Source organism: Hyphomicrobiales bacterium (assembly GCA_002869065.1).
Lineage (GTDB): Bacteria > Pseudomonadota > Alphaproteobacteria > Rhizobiales > Rhodobiaceae > Rhodobium.
On sequence record PKTR01000002.1, the window covers coordinates 585,686 to 604,458 of the forward strand.

Genomic DNA, 18,773 nt, shown 5'->3' on the forward strand with positions numbered 1-18,773 from the left:
TTGCCTGACCCGGATCGACTATCCCAATCCGTCCTTCAAAGTGTTCTTCCTCGGAACTGGCCGACCGTATTACCAGCCTCCTCCAAGGCCTTCCTTGTCGATCTGGCGATTTCCACGGCCTCAGGCGTGTCGCCATGCAGACAGATCGTGTCGATGCGGGTCGGAATGTGTTTGCCGCTTTCCGTGATGATCGCGCCCGCGTGGATCATCTCTACCATGCGGGCGGCCGCGCGGTTCGCGTCGTGGATCACGGCTCCGGGTTGGCTGCGATGGACCAATGTCGCATCGTCGTTGTAGGCCCGGTCGGCAAAGATTTCACAGGCCGCCGCGCAGCCCAACTCGCGTGCGGCGGCTTCTTGCGCCGTGCCAGCCAAAACCATGACGATGAGGCCCGGCGCAACCGACAGCGCCGCGCGGTAGCACGTCAGCGCCAAGGCCTTGTCTTCCGAAGCCATGTTTGCAAGCGCCCCGTGCAGTTTCAGATGCCGAAGGTCCGCCCCGACCGAGCGCGCCATACCTTCAGCCGCCCCGACCTGATAGCGGATCAGATTTCCAAGGCTCTCACCCGGCAACGAGATGCGCTGGCGCCCAAAGCCCTGAAGATCGGCAAAGCCGGGATGGGCGCCGATGCCAACACCGCGGTTGTTTGCGACCTGAATCGTCTTGGCCATCACATCCGGATCACCTGCGTGCAGGCCGCAGGCGATGTTGGCCGAAGTGACGATGTCCAAAAGGGCCAGATCGTCGCCCATGACCCATGGGCCGAAGCTCTCTCCCATATCCGCGTTTAGGTCGACGCTTTTGATCATGCTCCACCTCGCTCAAGGTCATCGCCGGAAGTCACGCCGCTGACCAATTGATAGGACAGCAAATCGGCTATTGTCGCGGGGTCGCGGATCAGAGGCGTCAGTTTTTTCACCAGCGCATTGGTGGATTCCATGTTCCGCCTCTGGATCGCGACTGCCTCGTCCAGCGTCACGAACGTGAACCGCAGGAGTTCGCCGGGTCGGGCCTGGACAACACGCGGCAGATCGGCCGGCAGAACCGAGCCGATCCGGGGATAGCCGCCGGTTGTCTGACATTCGCATAGCAGGACAAACGGTATGCCGTCACCGGTGATCTGGATGTCGCCGGGAACAATCACTTCGGACAGAACACTCCGGCCGGTGTCGCTTCCAAAGCCGCCGCCCTCGGGGAGAAGGCGCACGCCCATGCGGTTACCGCGTGGATCCCTTTTAAACGTCGTCGCTTCAAAACGCGCCAACGCGTCAGACGCGAAAAGACCTGTCTGGAGACTTGAAACGATCCGAACGGTTCCGCCGCCGTACCGGTCCTCGGGGTCAAGCTTCATTCCCACCACGTCTTGGCCATCGTGGCCCACGGCAAGGCGATCGCCAGGTTTTACCGGCGTACCAAGCCCAGCGGCCAGATGCGCGCTACATGCGCCCAGACGCTGTGGGATCTCAAGCCCTCCGCCCAGATGCAGGTAACCGTAGGTGCCCGTCTCGGCTGCCCCAATCGACAGACACGCGCCCTTGGGCAAGAGATGGCTGGCGTTCCAGACGACCCGGGCGCCGTCGATGCTGGCGCGCATTGGCGCGCCGGTCAGTGCGATGCGCATGTCTTCGGTGGCTTCGAAATCGCCGCCCATACTGGCCATTTCCAGCGCTGGGCGGGTGCTTTTCTGCCTTAAAAGAGCGGCCCCTTCATCCAGCGCCAACCGATCGGCAGCCCCGCCACGCGACAGCCCAAAAGCAAGATAACCCGGCCGACCGAGGTCTTGCACGGTGACGCCCGGCCCCGTGCGGTGAACGATCAAGGCGCGGCTCACGCGATCACCTCAGAGGTTGCGCCGCCGTTTTCGTCGTCTTGCAGTGCGGCAAGCGCGTCGGGGTCTATGGGCTCAAAAAGCACCTCGTCGCCAGGGCGCAACAGAAACGGTTCGGAGGAGTTCGGACGGAACAACTTGAGCGCGGTCTGGCCGATGTGGCGCCAGCCGGTAGGGGTGGCGACCGGGAAAAGGACAAGCTGGCGGATCGCCACGCAAAGTCCGCCTGCGGGGACTTGCGCCGTGAGTTCGGTCTGGCGGGGTATGTCCCATTCGGGCGGCAGTTCGCCCAGATAGGGCATGCCCGGTGCGAAACCGATGGTCTGCACGCGAACCCGCATGGCCGAGAACGAGGCAATGGCCTCGGCCTCGCTGAGCCCGGCCAGCTTTGCCGCCTCGGCAAGTTGCGGTGCCGCATCGCCGCCAAAGACGGTCGGCACCCGCCAGAGCCTGCGCCCGGTGGGAAGCGGGGCAGCGTACCAGTCGCGCTCCTGCAGCAACCCTTCCAGTGCCGCGCGCATAGCATCGTGATCCCGGACAAGTGGATCAAATCGCAGATAGGCCGAGACAAGCGACGTCGAACTTTCTTCGACTCCCTCCCAGCCCGCAGCCGAGACAGCATCTCGAAAGGCCAGGGCGGCGCTGTTCGCCGCGTCGCTGAGGCGATCTCCAAAGCTGACGACAAAACCGTCATACCCTGCGGTCCGGACCTGTGGCGATGCGGGTTTGGGAGACTCGGACAACGGGTGGGCCTCCCTCAGGCGACCACAGGCAAGGTTTGGACGCGATATGCAAGATCAAGCGTGCGACCGAGAACGGGATCGACAAGGTGCATTCTGTAGGCGGTCGCGGGCCGCACGCCGCCAATGGCACCAAGGGTCCCGCAGAGCATCGCCTGCCCATCGGCAAGGCCCACACTTGCCGCCAGATCCGCCAGCGGCCGGATACCTTGCAGCGTTCCATCCTGATAGGTCACCCACTGGCCGTCCTCTTCGATTTCGCATCTAAGGGCCAGTCGGTCGAGATGGGGCAAAACCTCTTCGAACCGCCAGAGCCGGTCGGCGACGGGTTTCGGGCAGGCCTGTTTCGAGGCAGCGACAGACACAGCTTCAAGGTCCCGATCCGTATGATCGGAGCCCAGTCCAAGGTACAAATCACCTTCCAGTTTGACGAGAAACGGCTCAACCTCGCCCGAGGTGTCCTCCCCCAGAACCTCGATCTGATCCGACTGCGACAGCAGCGAGGCCGAAACCCGGTAGAACAGCGGCACCTGACTGGGCGCAGCGATCCCGTGAGCCGCCAATTCGTCAATATGGTGCTGAACCGCCTCCGGGTCCCGCCCCGTCCAACCGGCGACAATCAGTTGATTGATCTGGGCAGTGATCACCCTCTCGTCGATCGAAAACCGCATGACGTGTCAGGCTCCAAGCACCGATGGCAGATAGAGCGCGATGGCAGGGAAGGCGATCAGCAGGCCCGCCATGATCAGCATCGCCACCACATAGGGAATGCTGCCGAGCATCACTTCGTTCATTGTGCCCGATTTCCTTGCGCCCTGAACGACGTAGAGGTTCAGCCCGACCGGCGGCGTGATCAGCGCCATTTCGATCAGCACAATCATCAGGATGCCGAACCAGATCGGGTCATAACCCTGCGCCACAACAAGCGGCACGATGATGGGTATGGTGACGACCATGAGCGACAACGTCTCGATGAAGAAGCCGAGGACGATGTAGATCAGAACCACGACCAGGATCGTGCCCAGAGGCGAGAGGCCCAGACCATTCAGGAATGCCTCCAACTCGCGGCCCAATCCGGCCGACGCGAGCGTGAAGTTCAGGAACGATGCACCGATCACCACCAGCATGATCATCGAGGTGATCTTGATGGTGCCCAGAATGCTTTCGGTGAACATCTTGACGCTGATACCACCGAAAAATGCCGCGATCAGAACCGCCCCCGCGACACCCACGGCGGCAGCCTCGGTCGGGGTGGCCCAGCCCTTGTAAATTGTGCCGATGATGATCGTAAAGAGCAGCACAATCGGGATGAGCTGCACGAGCGCGCGGAGCATTTCCGGGAAGGGAAAGACGCGCCGCGTGCCGCCCAGCGACGGGCGCACCGAGCAGATCAGGATGGTGATGGCCATGAAGCCAAGGGCAAGTGCGACCCCCGGGACAAGTCCGGCCAGGAACAGGCGAGGTATCGATGTCTGAGTCAGAAAGCCATAAACGATCAGGTTGATCGAGGGCGGGATCATGATGCCCAAGGTGCCGCCCGCAGCGATGGCGCCGGAAAAGAGCTTTTGGTCATAGCCCAGCTTTTCAGCCTGCGGCATGGCAACTGTGGCGACAGTCGCTGCGGTTGCAACGGATGAGCCCGAGGTGGCCGAGAACATCGTCGCCGTGGCCACATTGGCGTGGACGAGACCGCCCGGCAGCCACGAGACCCAGCGGTCAAGCGCGGCATAGGTGCGCGTGGCGATGCCGGAACGCACCAGTATCTCGCCCAGAAGCACGAAGAAGGGAATCGCAATCAGGGTTGCGTTATTCGATGTCGACCAGACCTGATTGCCGAGGCCCTTGATCAAGGGAAAGGGGCTGAAGAAGGCATCGACGCCAAAGCCCAGAAGGAACAGGACGATGCCAACCGGGATCGACAGAGTCAAAAGGCCAAGCAGCCCGATGGAAAGATAGCCGATCATTTCAACAGTTCCCCTTCCTCGCCAAAGGAACCGATGGCGGCTTCGGAATCCTCGAACCGGCCTTTTACAACCAACATGACCGCTGCAATCAGCGTCAGCCACGAGACGACAGCGAACCAGACCCAGCCCGCAAACCAGGGCGTTTGCACCCAGGCGAGCGGGGTTTCCAAGGGCGTGTTCGCGCGCGACGAATTGGCCAGAGAACGGGACAGCACGGGCCAGCATCTGACAGCGATCAAGGTGACGGTTCCTGCCATCATCGCCATCGCGAAGAGGTCAAAGATCGCGCGGCCCTTCTTGCCGGTGCGCGAGCGCACGATGTCGATGCGCACGTGACCGAGTTCAAGCAGCGTGAAAGCCATGCCCCAGGAGGTGGCAATCGCCATTACATAGCCGGAAATCTCGTCAGTGCCGCCAAAGGAAGATCCAAACCGGCGCAAGAGGATATCCAGAAGGACAATGCCAGCGCATCCCAGAAGAACGATCCCGGTCAGGATGGCAATCCGCCTGTTCAGGTTACGAAGTCTATCAAGAACAATCAGTTCCATGTGGCCCCTCTGGTTCTTCGCTTGGCTGAAAACAGAGAATTCGCGCCGCGCTCAGGTAGCCGCAAACCCAACAGATCGGCGATAGGGATGGGCGCTTGGCGCACCCATCCCAAATGTCTTATTTCGCGATGGTCACGCCGACTGTGGCACCCACGCTGGCATTCCAGCGCTCGACCCAGTCGCCGCCCGCGCGTTCGGCCCAGTCGGGCAGAACCTCACCCACCAGAACGTCACGTGCCTTGGCGAAGTCGGCGTCCGAGACCTCGACCAGCTTCATGCCGCGCGCCTCACCGGCAGGGCATTCGCCATTGCCGGTCAGACAGGCAATATCGTTGACCAGGGCGTCTTGCGCTGTTTCCCAGGCCGGGCCTTCGAACTTGGTTGCGACCTGCTCGGTGATCAGCGCCTGGGTGTCAGCATCAAGGCTGTTCCACTTGTCCATGTTGATCGCGGTCACGACGCTGTCCCAGCCGCCGAGAGGGATCGGCATCAGATGGGTCGAAACTTCCCACCAGCCAGCGGAGTAACCCGAGCCAGCCCCCGTCACGGCGCAGTCAACAACGCCTTTCTGAAGCGCACCCGGCACTTCCGAGAAGCCGACGTTCACGCCCTCGGCGCCAAGCGCTTCAAGGAACTTGGCGGTCATGCGGCCGGAGGCGCGCACTTTCAGGCCTTTCAAATCCGCCAGTTCGCTGATTTCGGCGTTGCAGAACACCACTTGCGGCGGATAGGGCGCGATGGCCAGCACGTGACTGTTGAAACGCGCCTTGAAAATATCGGCCACCATTGGGCGCGCCGCATCGACCATGGCGCGCGCCTCGTCGGCAGTCAGCGCCAGAAGCGGCACATCAAGGCCCTCAAGCTCGGGCGCATCGGCCACGGCATAGTCGGCCACCGTCATGGCAACATCGTAGACACCATCGCCCAGGAGGCGGAAGACATCGCCCACGCCAAGGTTCATCTGGTTATGCGTCGTGAGGTTGACGTTAATCTTGCCGCCCGAAGCAGCCGGAAGCGTTTCACTCCAGAAAGGTGCTTCGAACTGCTTGTGCAGCGGCAGGCCAGACCAGCTTCCGACGACCGACAGGTCTTCGGCCATGGCCGGCGTTGCAAGCGCCATGGTGACTGCAAGGAATGCTGAGATACGTTTCATTTCGGTCTCCTTGTTGGATCGACTACTCTGTCTCAGGTGAAAGTCAGGACCGGCACTTCGGCGTCCTCGGCCACATCGGTGATCAGCATGTGACCGGGTTTGTGCGTGATGCACAGCGGCAAACGCGCTGCCTCGAGTGCCACTTGCGGGGTCACACCGCAGGCCCAAAACATCGGCACTTGGCCGGGGTTGACCGGGGCCGGATCACCCCATTCAGGCTTTGATAAATCGCTGATGCCGATCCCGGCAGGATCGCCCCAATAGACCGGTGCGCCATGCGCCAGGGGGAAGCGGCGCGAGATTTCCACCACCTCTCCCAGTCGTTCCTCGGGCACGGCTCGCATCGAAACGACCATCTTGCCGGCAAATGGTCCGGCAGGCACTGTGTCGATGTTCGAGCGGAACATGGGCACAGTCGTATTGTTCTCGATATGCCAGACCGGCACCCCGGCACGCATCAGTGCATGCTCGAAGGTGAAGGAACAGCCAAGCGCGAAAGCCACGAGATCGTCCTGCCAGATGTGGCGGATGTCGTTGGTCGAACCGGTCAGCTTGCCGTCGTGATAAATGTTGTAGGCAGGAACGTCCGTCCGGATATCGATATCCCGGCCCATGGTCGCCATCATCGGATCGCCGGTGTCGTTGACGCCTGTCAGGGGACATGGCTTGGGATTGCGCTGGCAGTAGCGCATGAAATCAAGCGCAAAGGCCTCAGGCATGATCGCGAGGTTCGCTTGCAGATACCCTCGCCCCAGCCCGGCAGTGTGCGAACGATAGCGTCCAGCGCGGATCGCGGCACGCTGCTCGGGCAACGCGCAGGCCTGCAATTGTTCGTATGTTGTGCTCACAGGTGCCCCTCCGTTACCAGGAGGTTCACAAATCTAATCTATAAGATCAAATCGAATATTTTTGTCGATTTCGATCAAATATTTTTATCACTAGTATATTCTGCGGCAACATCCAAAGCCGTCTTGGCCGCCATCTCGACCAGGTGGCTTCTGGGTTCGCCCAGATAGGAGGCCGTGAATTGCAGGGGTGAAGGCACCCAGCCCGGATCAAATTCGGTAATGCGTCCGGCGCGGACATACTCCTCCCCCAAAGCGCGGGGCAGAACGGCAACACCCAAGTCAGCCTCAACCAATCGGAAGCACGCCGACAGAGACGACGACGGGAAAAGCGAAACATCCGGTCCGACACGTTCGAACAGCATTTCTTTCAACTCCCGGAAAGGTCGGGTGTTGCGCGCGTAGGTTAAAACCGGGCGCGTCAGATCGGCAACGTCGACCCGATCACTCCGTGATGCCGCTGCATACCAGGCCAGATCAAATCCAGGCAGTTCGATGTTGTTGACCTTGTGCTCGGAAATGGGCCCGAGAAGGATCGCGAGGTCAATTTCGCGGTTCATCAGGCCTTCGCGCAGGTTCACCGAGATGTCGACGTTGAACTCGATCTCCAACCGGGGGTAAAGCGCATGTAGTCGCGACACCAGATCCGGCAACCAGCACTGGGCGATGGTCTCGGACACGCCAAGGCGCAGCCGTCCCTCTATCCCTGCCGGGTCGACGACATCGCGCTCAACCAGTTCGGCCAGATGCTCGAATTTCTCGGCATGGGCCAGCAGCAATTCCCCCCGCTTGGTCAGCCGCATCCCTCCCGAGCGCCTTTCGAATAATTTACAGGCTAGTGTTTCCTCAAGGTTCTTGATCCGGGCGGTGGCGGCAGGTTGGGTCAGATTGAGTGTCGGCGCCGCCTTTCGCACCCCGCCGTGACGGACGACTGCAAGAAACGTTCTGAGTTGTTCGATATTTATTCGGGTCATCGCGGCTTGGCCTGCTGCCGGTTTCGAGGACACTAAGACAAGGTGTTTTGGAGACAGGAGCGCAGAGATGATGAGACGACAGTTCAGTCCCGAGTTCAAGCTCGAGGCGGTGAACTTGGTCAGGGAGCGGAGCGTGTCAGTCGCCCGGGCTGCTCCAGATCTTGATGTTCATGGGAACGTGTTGCGCAGGTGGATTCGGCTGCAGCCTCAATAGCTAAACGGGCGCGCTCATCGTCAGATCCCAAGTGCTCCAGGGTGGTTCCCAGTCGCAAAGCGTTTCGAACAGTCACCATCTAGGCGCGCTATTATCTCGCTCACGACAGTCTCGCCCTGCTCGACGTCTCCGCGGGGGCGGCCTGACCGGCCGGCGTCCCGTCGGACGCTGGGCTACGCCATCATCTCGCTCACGACAGTCTCGCTACGCTCAGCGCCAGTGGCAGGGGCGGCCTGACCGGGCATCCTGTCGGTCAGCGCCGATGCGTCAGCGGTACGGAGTGGCCTTCCACAACTGGCCCGAGACGTTCTGGCAGGCATCCATGAAGGCCTCTCCCGCCCGGGAAGGACCATTCATCTGGTTGCCCTCCAGGCATTCGCCGGCGCTCTCGCGGAACATCGTGGTCAGGCGGAAATAGCCATTGCCCTGATCGGTCGCCTTCCACAGCTGTCCCGAGACGTTCTGACAGCGATCCATAAAGGCCGCTCCCTGCCGGCTGGGACCGTTGAGCTGGTTGCCCTCCAGGCATTCGTTCGTGCTCTCGCGAGCCATCGTGGTCAGACGGAAATAGCCGTTGCCCTGATCGAGCGCCTTCCAGACCTGGCTGGAAATATCCTGGCATCGTTCCATGAAAGCCGCGCCGCCGTGCGATCCACCATTGAACTGATTGCCCTCAAGACATTCGCCGGCGCTCTCGCGGAACATCGTGGTCAGGCGAACATAGCCGCCGGAAAGCAACGCGCCGGTGCTCCCGGCCGGCTGAGCAGGCGCGGCATAGGTTGGCGCCGCATAGGTTGGCGCCGGCGCGGCCGGCGCCGGTGCGGCATAAGTCGGTGCAGGCGCGGCAGGCGCCGGGGCCGGAGCTGCAGGCGCCGGAGCGGCAGGCGCCGACGTGGCTGCCCCGTATTTCGGCAATTTCGGATCATTGAAGCAGGCCGAAATCTGCTTTTGCTTGAAATTGTAGACCTTCATCAATTCGGCGCCGTTGAACGTTGCGCCGACACATCCGCAATAGCGGGACTCGCGCGCGTTCGGGTCCCGCCATCCCGCGCCGTTATTGCTGATCTGGATCGCCTCGATGCCGGAAATGGCGCCGACATCGTTGGAAAGGACGTAGGTGTCAAAGGCATCGGTCAGGGCGATATAGTATTGGCCTTCCATTTCGATCCAGCCGCATATCGTTTCGTCGCGAACACCGGCGTGAGCCGCCGTATTGAACGCGACAACAACAAGACTGGACAAAAGCAGTGCCCTGAAACGACCCATAAGCGTTTTCCTTGCTTTGGCCAGCGCCGTGACATACGGCGCTGGCTTTCATTTTCTGTCGATGGAGTTCTCGACGCCGCCACTCACCGTAGCGGCGTCTTGAATCTGCTCATTCTGCTGGCGGACGTTGCATCTGCATGATGCCATTGAAGATTTTCCCGATAGCCTCGGCATCGGCGCCCGGATTGCTCCGCTTCTTCTGGCTCTGCTGCCGCTGCTTCTTGCTCGGGCTCTTCTTCCTGGTGGATTTCACCGTGGTCTTCTTCTTCGTTTTGACGCTCGGCTTCGGCGTGACCGCGGGCCGGGCGACGGGCGCCGGCGCCTTGACCGACGGAACCCCAACGGACGGCGGCGGGGCAACCGGAGCCGTCTGCACGTTGACCGCACCACCGCAACTGCGCGTGCGCACATCATAGGTGGAACCGGCCGGGCAAACGCATCGCCCGTCCGCGCTCATCACCATGGTGGCAGGGCAGTTGTTCGGCACCGCCGTCGGCGCGGGAGCCGGCGTGCGCGGCTGAAGAGCGACAGGCGCCCCCGGCACGGGCGGCACAACCGCCTGAGGCTGGCGCGGCTGCAGCTGGACCGGAGCCGGCGTGCGTGGCTGCAAGGCAACCGGTGCGTCTGGTTCCGGCTGGCGCGGCTGAAGCTGGACCGGGGCCGGCGTGCGTGGCTGCAAGGCAACCGGCGCGCTGGGTTCCGGCTGGCGCGGCTGAAGCTGGACCGGAGCCGGCGTTCGCGGCTGCAAGGCGACCGGCGCCCGCGGTTGAACCGGAGGGGGCATCCGCACGGCGTCGACGGGCGGCTTCGGGTCTTCCTCGACATCGGCCGGCGGCACGATAGGCGGCAGGCCCATCGTCGCGCAGGACTCCAACCCATCGGCCACGCCCGGTATCAGCAAGGACGCGCAGTTGGGCACGGATTGCAGACCGCTCTGGCTGATGGTGGCAGGATCCACCTTGATCCAGGACGACACCTGCATCTTGGCACCCGGCGGCAGGGTCACGTCCTGCTTGCTCACACATGTCTGCTTGTCAGGACCGTTCGCGGCGCAATCGTAGAATCCCGACCCGGCATGGATGCTCGCACCCAGCCCCGGCGCCGTCCGATCGGCGAAGTTGATCGGGCCGGAATAGGTCGAACCGCCTTCATTGGTGATCTCGAAGGTGAAAGCGCATGAGCCGCTCGGCGAGCAGGTCGACGCTTTCGGCGTTTTGACCACAGTCAGTTTTGGCGGGTCGCGCTCTTCCGGCGGCAACGGTTCTTCCGGAACGAACGCATAGACGCAGTCGCTACTCGACAGCAGCCGGAGCCCGGGGGGAAGTTGCGCGTCGGCCAATCCGATATCCAACCGTGCGCAGTTGACCGCATCCTCGCGTTGTTCAGCCGTCAGGCCGGTCAGCGTCAAATCGAGAGACAGCGTCTGACCTGCCGCAAGGGTCACCTGCGGGTGACCGCAGATGACGGGTGTGGTCGGGCTGCTGCATCTCCATGGCGCGGCGGGCAGTGCGGCGAGAGAGGCTCCTCCCTGGGTCAGATTGTCGACCAGCGCAATCGGACCGGAATAGGAATTCGGCCCCGGATTGGTGACCGTCATGCGGAACGTGCATTCCGTTGCCCCGACGGGACAATTTGCCGGCGATTTTTCCACCTTCAAGGGCGGCAGCGGCGGTTCGGGACACTCATCCACCGGCACGACGATCTCGATCAGACGCGTGCAGCACAAGCCCCAGCCTTGTGCGGGCCCGTTGTAGCTGGTTTCGCCCGTTACCTCGAAGGACAGCGTCATGCCGGGTTGCGTGCCGCTGATCGTCCATTCAAGCGTCGCACCGCCGACCGGGACGACCTGTTTCGGCGGATCGACCCAGACACCCGGCGTCTGCGCCGCGAAGGAGACGGTCCTGCCGGCCATTTCCGGGCCAACGGGCATGCGGTAGATGTACGTGCCGTTGGTGGAACACGCGATCTCGCCTTCGATGAGCTCGAAGCAGGCGTCGCCCCCAACGGGCGGCATCATGGGCGCTGCCGGGTTGGTCCCGCCAACGCCGATGATCACCGTCGTCGAGCCAGGTCCCGAGCCGCCGGTTCCGCTCACGCCCGACGATCCGGCACCGCCGGAAGCAACGGTCTGTGCGATGTCCGGACAACCGGTAAGGTCGACAAGCACCGAGGTCGGCTGGCCGGAAAGCTGGTCGCCATCCTCGGGCTGCCCCGCATCGTGCGACTGCATGGCGGCATAGGGGCCGAACGAGGTCGAAATGGCGAGCGTCGCCTGCGTATCGATGACGGAAGGCGCCGCAAAAGCCGCGCGGTCGATCCGCGCGTCGATCGCCACCTCGAACGACAAGGCCGACTGGGTCGGCGTCAGAGCCGCCGGATCGAACTGAATGCCCGCGATGGTCACTTCAGCCGGATTGCCCGCCACCTGATTGATCGTTGCGGGGATGGCGAGAATATCGCCGGAAAGATGCACGCGTTCGACATGCAGTCCGGCCGGCAGGGTGTCGGCGAAATCAAACCGGACGGTGCTGACACTGTTGAGAAACTGCGCATCAGCCAACAGGCCGGGTTTGAAATCGAGCTGCAGGCGGGCGACGAGGCTGACATAGTCGCAGCTCGCCTGACGGCCCGATTTCTTGAAGGAAATGTTGTAGGGCGCCGCCGGCAGTGGCGCCGCGGGATCGGCTCCCGGCGGCGGGAAGTTGCTGGTGACCAGCGGCAGAACGCTGATGTTCTGAACCTGTGCTGCGCCTTGCGCGTTGGCCTGGATAACCGCCAGACCCATCAGGGCGACACAGACGAAAAGCGAACGAAGATGCTTCATCACAGTCTCCCCTTACGGCTTGCAAAACAGGTTGGTCGGCGTCTGGATCTCGACAGTCGCCTTGCAACACGGATGGGAGATTCCCGGCTGAGCCGTGGTCCCGTCGAACAGGCACAGATCGAGACTGACCCTGTCACCAGGCCAGGTTTTGCCGAGTTGGAACCTGAAACTGTGTCTCGGAGACAGCCGGTTTAGCGGGGTCGCGGGCCAGAGTGTGATACCGGGCGTGTTGACGCTCACGCTCAACGAATTCGCCGTCGGCAAACCGGAATCGCCGAAATAGATATCGGCAACCAGTTCGCCGGTCGGGCTGCAATTGAAATACACCTGTTCCGGCTTCAGGCAGGCGTTACGGGGCGTTCCCGGAGGGCCCGGAATAAGGATGATCAACGGCACGCCCGGATCATACCAGCCATAGCGGTCGTAACCGGACGGCGTGCCGGGCCGGGGCTCGCACGGGCGCCAGACTTCCACATCGCCGACGTGACCGGTCAAATGCGGATCGATGGTCTCGCCGTCGAAATCGAAGAACCAGCTTCCCCCGGGCGGCTCGTTGTATGGCTGCACGAGCGTCTTGTCGGTCAGCTGCGTGCCGTGCACCGAGGGTTGCGGCGCCTGACTGGGATTGGCGACAATCGAGCCGTCATTCATCAAGTCGTCGCCGGTCGCGAAAAAGGTCGCCTCACAGCTGCGCCGATCGATCCGGCCGTCGTCGTGATAGCCGTATTGCAGGTCGATGCCGCCGGTCGAACGCCGGTGGGGCTTCTGCGCGCCGATTGCGTAGCTTTGCGGAACCTGCACCCAAACAGGCGCCTGCGGGTTGCCGTTATTGGCTTCGTAGTAACGCAGAACCGCACTTCCACCGGCGTCGGCGAAACTGGAATAGTCGTAGGCGTTCCGTAGCGCGCCGCGCTGCGCGAGATAGATCATGCCCTCGCTGTCGAACGCGATATCCGTGACCGCGCCCTTACCGACAGGCTGGCCACCGGACGGGAGGTCGATTTCCAACCGCGCATCACCGAGCACGGCGCCGTCGGCGGCAAGGCCGACCGACCAGATCTGCGCGGTCGTGCCGACGGAGTAGTAGAGCCGACCGCGGTATTCGGCGAGGCCGTAGACGCGGCGGGCGTCCTGGGTGTAGCCGAACGTGTCCGGGTTCTGGCTGTCGAAGGCGGGATTGAAGATATTCATGATCGAGCCGTCATCGGCGAGCGGAGCCGCGCCGGCGGCAGGTCGTCCAACCGTACCGTGATCGTAGGAATCGAGCAGTTTTCCATCGATGGAGAAACGCCAGATCAGCCCGTTGTCGAGGTCCGAGACAAAGAACTGCCGGTGACGGCCATCGAAGGCGATGTTGCCGAAGGCCGGACCGCTGTTGCTCGGCACGCGCGCGAACAACGACACGGAGCCGGTCGTGCCGTCGATCTTCCAGATCGCGCCCGGGCCAGCATCGGCGGCGCCGAACTGCGCTTCCATGAAGGTCGCGCCGGGCTGGCCATTGCGCAGCCGCTCCGGTCGTCCATCCGCGTCTGCGTCAGGCGCGACGATCTGGATGCCGAAGAACGATGTTGCGGTGGCATAGAGGTTTGGCGAGGTGCCGACCGGCGCGGACCCGTCGAGACCGCGGCCATCGTCATAGGCAAGGCCGAAAACCTGGCCGATGACACCTGCCTTCACCTCGAATGGCGGCGGCGTGTGAACCAGCTGGCCGGAAGCCGCTGCCCCAAGATTGGTGACGTCAAAGACGCGCAGGCTGGCCTTCGCCGGATCGATGAAGACCTCGTCGTCGGGATTGACGCCGGGCGGAAAGCCGTTTTCCAGGCCCGGTATCCAGCTTCCCGAGAAGCCGGTCTCGGCCTTGAAACCCGGCTGGATGATCTTGGCAGCGCCGGACGCCGACTGGGCATTGGAAACGGGTGGCGAGATGCACAATCCGACCAGAGCCGCGCAGCCCAGAAGCCCGATCTGAGCGACGGCGGTTCGCGTCTGTTTGAACCGGAGTGTGGAAAATCGACGAGAATTCCGCAGGCGCGGCAATGCCACGCCCGAAACGCAGTATGATTTCGCCACCGCGATGCCCCATTCTTGGCGCGTCATATTGACGCGCAGCGTGCCCCGTCTAACTGCTTAGTTTAACTTTGCAATTTGCACAAGAGCTTACTTTGGGGAATTTATTCTGCGGCTTTTCGATTGATTGGCGGCTAGTTGAATTGTTGCCGACTCAAGAACCACTTCGGTTTCTTGGAGCCCGATACATTTTTCACTTTGTTGCCGAATTCCACGATGCTCCATCGGCTTGTTCATCTTTCCGGTTACCGGAAAAACCGACCGGCGCGTGATTGACCGATTTCAGTGCGACGGGCCCGCGAGCGATGCAAACTGGTGTTTGATATTCCGCAGGCGCCGCCGGAGGAACCTCGCAATGCCCCGCCTTTTCGCCCGTCCGGTCTGGCCGGCGCTCGTCCTCTCGCTTGTGCTTGCGGCGTGCGGTCAGGAGCCGCCAAAGGAGTGGATGACGGATACCCGGGTTCCCTTTGTCGATTACGGGCTCGTCTGGATGGACAATGACCGGCTCATGTTCCAGCGGATGGAATACGACGCCAAAAAGGCAGAGAAAGACAATCCCTGGGCCGCCTTCACCTTTCCGCTGAGCGTCTGGTCGGACGAAGGCGGGCTGGAGACGCTGAGCCGGGCGGACATCACCAATCCCTGCTACGCGCCGGCGACCGACACGCTGTCCTACCAGGCCGGGCACGATGGCTCCGGCGCCACCTTCGTTGCCGGCAGGCCCGGCGCGATGACGAAAACGCCGCTCAACACGAACGAAGACAGCCGCCTCTTCAACCGGTTCATTTGTGCCTATCAGGACCGGCCGGCAAACCTTGAAGGGCGCATACTGGTACCGCTAAAGCCCGGCGACGGCGTGGTCGATCTCGGCCGCCAGCGCAGTGCAGATGCGGGCCGCCTGATAAAGGCTGACGTGGCCGCGATCCCCCTCCCCTTCAGCCAGAACGAGGTCTCACCCGAGGGCATTTCCGCCGACGGAGACGGCTATCTGGTACACGCGCGGACGAAGCGCGGTGCCGATTGCCGTCCTATCTGGCGTCTGGTGCCGGGAACAGGCGCGACGGAAGAAGCCTGCCTGCCGGAGATGAAGTCGTCACGGGTGGTAAGGACCGCGCTTGGCTGGGCGCTCGACAAGCGGGAATATGATCGCGACGGGGACATTGGCGATTCCGGCATTTTCCTCGCACGCCCGGACGGTGAGACGATCAAACTTGCCAGCGGCTTCACTGAAAATCTGGCCGCGTCGCCCGACGGCTGTCGCCTCGCCTTCGGGCAGGCCAGGGACCTCAACACGTCCTGCACGGACGGCACCTACAAACAAAAGACCGTCAAGATCATCGATCTGTGCAGGTTGAAAGGGGAGATTTTGGGGGAACAGTGAGGCGTGAGGTGTATTTCGCTCACGGTCGGGCACCCGCTCCGCTCGCGGACCTCCGCCGGGCGTCCTGACTGCCTCAAGTTGGGCACACCCGACTTGTCAGCCCTCCGTAGAGCGAAACGCGGGAACACCCGCGTTTACGAAGGTGCGGCCTCGAACGGATCAGTCGCCAGCGCGAGTCACTCACCCGATGAGGACGTGTCGGACTGGGCCGCGTTTGCATCGTCCTGGTCGCGTTTGCAGGAAAAGAGATTGCCCTCGACCGCAACATTCTTTGCCGCGTCGCCATGGCGCAAGATCAGCGGGCGCCCTTCCGCGGTTTTCAGGAAACGATTGTGGCTGACGAAACCCCGCGCGGACTCGTTGAACACCAGGCGGCCGCAATCCGGCTCACACGTGTTTGCGTCAAATTCGAAGTCACCGGCTATATGGGCGATATCGCCCCGCCGGTTCGCAGCGCGCGAGCCGTGGAAGTCGCAATCCCGAACGACGATATGCGTGCCGGGCTGGGTTGAAATGGCAGTGTTAGCTCCACCGCCGCCAAACGATACGGCATGAAACTTTGCCGCCCCCTCTATCAGCCGGACATAGGGGAACTCAACGTGCGCACAGGTGACGCGGCCGCCAAACATTCGCAGCCCCCGTACGGGGTCCAGCGCAGAGATCTTCAACAGAGGACCCTTGGCTGTTTTCTGCCACGGTAGCCAGCCGTGGATCATGCAGTCACGCAAGGTGATGAGCCGCGGTTTTTCCGCGCCCTTTCCAGCACCGACCTCAAGGCCGGTGCCGTTCGGGAAGATGATATAGACCGACTGGAAGGTCACGTTGTTGCAGGCATCGCCGCCGGGCTGACTCTCCAGACTTACGGCAGCCTCGCGGCGGGTGCCGCAATCGAGCAGATGCACGTCGCGAAAGGTTGTCTCCATCACCGACGGGCCGAGACGCAGCCCTGCGCCGTCGCGGGTGCGATGAATGAACAGGTTCGAAAACACTCCTTCCATCAGGAACTCGACGGAAAGGCCTTTGCCGCGCCCCTCGCCATCGATGCACAGATTGTGCATCACGATGCCGTGGGTGCGGTTCTCCATGTTGTAAAGCCAGGTCGTGGCGTCACGAATGATATCGCGTCGCAAGGGGCTGCGGGCGGTCACCCTGACGTCGACGGCGAACTCGCCGGCTGGCGGGATCAGCTTCGTCGCGTAGCCCGCGCCTTCGAATGTGACGGACTTGTCGACCCGAATCGGTCGCTTCAGGACGTATCGGCCCGACGAGAGCCGGATATGACCCTGATCTTCGTCGCAAAAATCCATCGCATACTCGAACAGCCCGTCGACATCGTCGGCTGGAGCGGTCAGGAGTACGGTGCTGGCGGACGACAACAGAACCGTGTCGCCCTGATGGACGATGTCGAGCCGATGTCCCAAAGCCTAACGCCCCGCCGGACGGGCTCGGACGATGCGCTGCCCGGCCGGATGTTGCCATTCGCCGATATAGTCGCAATGCCAACCGGTCTTGGCGCCGAGGGATTCTATCTCTTCGCGTGAGTAGAACCAGTTGCGGTTGGGGTCGGAAGGCCCGTCCGGGTTGGTTTGCTTGTCGGACTGTCTTTCGAAGAAAGTGAAATAGAACTTGCTGTGGTCGTTGCACTTTTTGCGCATCGACAGCAGGCAGTTGCCGATGTCTTCGGCCGTCAGATGCGTGAACAGCGATTGCGCAATGGCGTAGTCGAAGTTCGGCGCATCGCCGAGATCGAAGCTGTCATTGACGTAGAATCGTGGATTCCGCATCGCGATGATGTTCGCGTAGAACTCCTCGGCCAGACCCTTGTCGATGAGCGACTGGTCAAGGTCGATGCCGTGATAGCGACCGTCCTGCAGGTACGGAATGAGGTACTGACCAAGGCGCAGCGAGCCGCACGCGACGTCAAAAAAGACGTGCCGGGGTTCCAGTCCTTCGCTGATCAGGAAGTGATACTGCAGTTTGCCGATCTCGTACCAAAGTTTCTCCGAAAAGCCGCCGACATATTGCCGGTGACCGACGGCTTCCACTCGATCCGCGATGTTTTTCTCGAAGTACCCGTCGGGCCAACGATTGGACATGACCAATATCTCTGCATTCTGGTGTCTGATATGCGACCGACCGCTAAGGGCGCTCTGGAGAGGCGCACTGTCTTGCGCGCGCGTTGCGGCGGCACTTTAACGTCATGACATCTGTTCGTCGAGCCGCGCGACACCCTGCGGGTTCGGCTGGCGGGCAAGGAGTTCAGTTGCGCTCGACGCGGACGCGGAAGGCGTGGCCGGGTGCGCCTTCGACCTCGCGCCAGGGGCCGTATTCCGCCGTTGCCGGCGGATCGCGCGGCAGACCGAGATCAACGGTGATGCGGTCGTCATGGTTCGGGGCACGCCAGAGCTGGAAAATCCGCCCGGTCACGCGCCAGCGGATGCGCCCCTCGATGCGCAGGATGGTGTGTCCGCCTTCGTCGCGGGCGCGGGGGTCGTCCCAGCCGGTGCCGAGCGTCCAGTTCATGTAGGACGAGCGCATCGTGTAGCGGTAGATCCGGTCGACCCATTCGTGGGGCACCGTTTCCGGCAGGCGCCATTCGATCAGAACCTCGGGCTCCTGGTACGGCTCGTAGGGGTCGCCGTCGGTCAGGTCCTCGTAAAGGAACCAGCCGCCGACCGCGAGCGCGACCAGCGCAACAAGACCGAAGCCGGCCGCCATCACGGCCTTGGCCTCAAGGCTCTTGATGAGCCGCCAGGCGAACCAGGCACCGAACGCTGCCCCCGCCACACCGCCGACCGGCGCAATGCCCGCCGCGCCCATGGCGAGCGCCCCTTCCCGGCTGCTCACGCCCATCGCGGTCGAAATGATGATCAGGCCGAAGAAGGTGACGGCCGCGCCGACCGCCGCTGAGATGACGACGATCTGGAGGAACAGCAGGGCTCGCGCGATCATGACCATGGGGCAGGATA

Annotated in this window: 16 protein-coding genes and 2 pseudogenes; 2 read left to right on the forward strand and 16 right to left on the reverse strand. The window is 62.4% G+C overall.

Annotated elements, in window-relative coordinates; genetic code table 11:
* Window positions 1-35 precede the first annotated feature (35 nt).
* From C0606_06475 to C0606_06515, 9 genes are all read right to left on the reverse strand, one after another.
* A complete protein-coding gene (locus C0606_06475; protein ID PLX37898.1) occupies window positions 36-809 on the reverse strand; it encodes a hypothetical protein in 774 nt (257 codons plus the stop codon).
* Window positions 806-1,831 carry an urea amidolyase gene (locus C0606_06480; GenBank protein PLX37899.1) on the reverse strand — a complete coding sequence of 342 codons (1,026 nt, stop codon included), beginning with the start codon at window positions 1,829-1,831 and terminating at the stop codon, window positions 806-808. Before C0606_06480 ends, C0606_06475 begins: the two co-directional genes overlap by 4 nt.
* Window positions 1,828-2,571: an allophanate hydrolase gene (locus C0606_06485; GenBank protein PLX37900.1), complete on the reverse strand. Its 744-nt coding sequence runs from the start codon at window positions 2,569-2,571 to the stop codon at window positions 1,828-1,830. Before C0606_06485 ends, C0606_06480 begins: the two co-directional genes overlap by 4 nt.
* A gap of 14 nt (window positions 2,572-2,585) precedes the next feature.
* On the reverse strand, window positions 2,586-3,239 hold the full coding sequence (locus C0606_06490; protein PLX37901.1) for a DUF2848 domain-containing protein: 654 nt from the start codon (window positions 3,237-3,239) through the stop codon (window positions 2,586-2,588).
* 6 nt (window positions 3,240-3,245) lie between these two features.
* On the reverse strand, window positions 3,246-4,532 hold the full coding sequence (locus tag C0606_06495) for a hypothetical protein (protein ID PLX37902.1): 1,287 nt from the start codon (window positions 4,530-4,532) through the stop codon (window positions 3,246-3,248).
* Window positions 4,529-5,080: a C4-dicarboxylate ABC transporter permease gene (locus C0606_06500; protein PLX37903.1), complete on the reverse strand. Its 552-nt coding sequence runs from the start codon at window positions 5,078-5,080 to the stop codon at window positions 4,529-4,531. Before C0606_06500 ends, C0606_06495 begins: the two co-directional genes overlap by 4 nt.
* Before the next feature lie 118 nt (window positions 5,081-5,198).
* Window positions 5,199-6,233, reverse strand: a complete 1,035-nt coding sequence (locus C0606_06505; GenBank protein ID PLX37904.1) for a C4-dicarboxylate ABC transporter substrate-binding protein — start codon at window positions 6,231-6,233, stop codon at window positions 5,199-5,201.
* A gap of 32 nt (window positions 6,234-6,265) precedes the next feature.
* Window positions 6,266-7,081: a putative hydro-lyase gene (locus tag C0606_06510; protein ID PLX37905.1), complete on the reverse strand. Its 816-nt coding sequence runs from the start codon at window positions 7,079-7,081 to the stop codon at window positions 6,266-6,268.
* Window positions 7,082-7,155: 74 nt separating this feature from the next.
* Window positions 7,156-8,052 (reverse strand): LysR family transcriptional regulator, encoded by an 897-nt coding sequence (locus C0606_06515; GenBank protein ID PLX37906.1) that lies wholly within the window; start codon window positions 8,050-8,052, stop codon window positions 7,156-7,158.
* A 67-nt stretch (window positions 8,053-8,119) separates the two neighbouring features.
* Between C0606_06515 and C0606_06520 the strand changes: the two are divergent.
* Window positions 8,120-8,251: pseudogene (locus C0606_06520) on the forward strand (IS3 family transposase).
* 282 nt (window positions 8,252-8,533) lie between these two features.
* Here C0606_06520 and C0606_06525 read toward each other — a convergent pair.
* From C0606_06525 to C0606_06540, 4 genes and pseudogenes are all read right to left on the reverse strand, one after another.
* Complete coding sequence (locus C0606_06525) at window positions 8,534-9,004, reverse strand: hypothetical protein (protein PLX37907.1); 471 nt, start codon at window positions 9,002-9,004, stop codon at window positions 8,534-8,536.
* Window positions 8,989-9,169: pseudogene (locus C0606_06530) on the reverse strand (glycoside hydrolase). The gene C0606_06525 and the pseudogene C0606_06530 overlap by 16 nt, the downstream one beginning before the upstream one ends.
* A gap of 472 nt (window positions 9,170-9,641) precedes the next feature.
* The gene (locus C0606_06535) at window positions 9,642-12,356 is read right to left on the reverse strand and encodes a hypothetical protein (GenBank protein PLX37908.1); all 2,715 of its coding nucleotides are present in this window, start codon (window positions 12,354-12,356) and stop codon (window positions 9,642-9,644) included.
* 12 nt (window positions 12,357-12,368) lie between these two features.
* Window positions 12,369-14,060: a hypothetical protein gene (locus C0606_06540; protein PLX38716.1), complete on the reverse strand. Its 1,692-nt coding sequence runs from the start codon at window positions 14,058-14,060 to the stop codon at window positions 12,369-12,371.
* A gap of 718 nt (window positions 14,061-14,778) precedes the next feature.
* On the opposite strand from C0606_06540, the gene C0606_06545 reads away from it, so the two are divergent.
* Window positions 14,779-15,804, forward strand: a complete 1,026-nt coding sequence (locus tag C0606_06545; protein PLX37909.1) for a hypothetical protein — start codon at window positions 14,779-14,781, stop codon at window positions 15,802-15,804.
* A 176-nt stretch (window positions 15,805-15,980) separates the two neighbouring features.
* Here C0606_06545 and C0606_06550 read toward each other — a convergent pair whose 3' ends face one another.
* From C0606_06550 to C0606_06560, 3 genes are all read right to left on the reverse strand, one after another.
* Window positions 15,981-17,225 (reverse strand): hypothetical protein, encoded by a 1,245-nt coding sequence (locus tag C0606_06550; GenBank protein ID PLX37910.1) that lies wholly within the window; start codon window positions 17,223-17,225, stop codon window positions 15,981-15,983.
* A gap of 3 nt (window positions 17,226-17,228) precedes the next feature.
* The gene (locus tag C0606_06555; protein ID PLX37911.1) at window positions 17,229-17,900 is read right to left on the reverse strand and encodes a hypothetical protein; all 672 of its coding nucleotides are present in this window, start codon (window positions 17,898-17,900) and stop codon (window positions 17,229-17,231) included.
* Between the two features lie 163 nt (window positions 17,901-18,063).
* Window positions 18,064-18,762 (reverse strand): hypothetical protein, encoded by a 699-nt coding sequence (locus tag C0606_06560; GenBank protein PLX37912.1) that lies wholly within the window; start codon window positions 18,760-18,762, stop codon window positions 18,064-18,066.
* Window positions 18,763-18,773 lie beyond the last annotated feature (11 nt).

Excerpts from the sequence above, each read along its gene's own strand:
- C0606_06475 (PLX37898.1), bottom strand. The coding sequence starts at position 809 with ATGATCAAAAGCGTCGACCTAAACGCGGATATGGGAGAGAGCTTCGGC.
- C0606_06490 (PLX37901.1), bottom strand. The coding sequence starts at position 3,239 with ATGCGGTTTTCGATCGACGAGAGGGTGATCACTGCCCAGATCAATCAA.
- C0606_06495 (PLX37902.1), bottom strand. The coding sequence starts at position 4,532 with ATGATCGGCTATCTTTCCATCGGGCTGCTTGGCCTTTTGACTCTGTCG.
- C0606_06500 (PLX37903.1), bottom strand. The coding sequence starts at position 5,080 with ATGGAACTGATTGTTCTTGATAGACTTCGTAACCTGAACAGGCGGATT.
- C0606_06505 (PLX37904.1), bottom strand. The coding sequence starts at position 6,233 with ATGAAACGTATCTCAGCATTCCTTGCAGTCACCATGGCGCTTGCAACG.
- C0606_06515 (PLX37906.1), bottom strand. The coding sequence starts at position 8,052 with ATGACCCGAATAAATATCGAACAACTCAGAACGTTTCTTGCAGTCGTC.
- C0606_06535 (PLX37908.1), bottom strand. The coding sequence starts at position 12,356 with ATGAAGCATCTTCGTTCGCTTTTCGTCTGTGTCGCCCTGATGGGTCTG.
- C0606_06545 (PLX37909.1), top strand. The coding sequence starts at position 14,779 with ATGCCCCGCCTTTTCGCCCGTCCGGTCTGGCCGGCGCTCGTCCTCTCG.
- C0606_06555 (PLX37911.1), bottom strand. The coding sequence starts at position 17,900 with ATGTCCAATCGTTGGCCCGACGGGTACTTCGAGAAAAACATCGCGGAT.
- C0606_06560 (PLX37912.1), bottom strand. The coding sequence starts at position 18,762 with ATGGTCATGATCGCGCGAGCCCTGCTGTTCCTCCAGATCGTCGTCATC.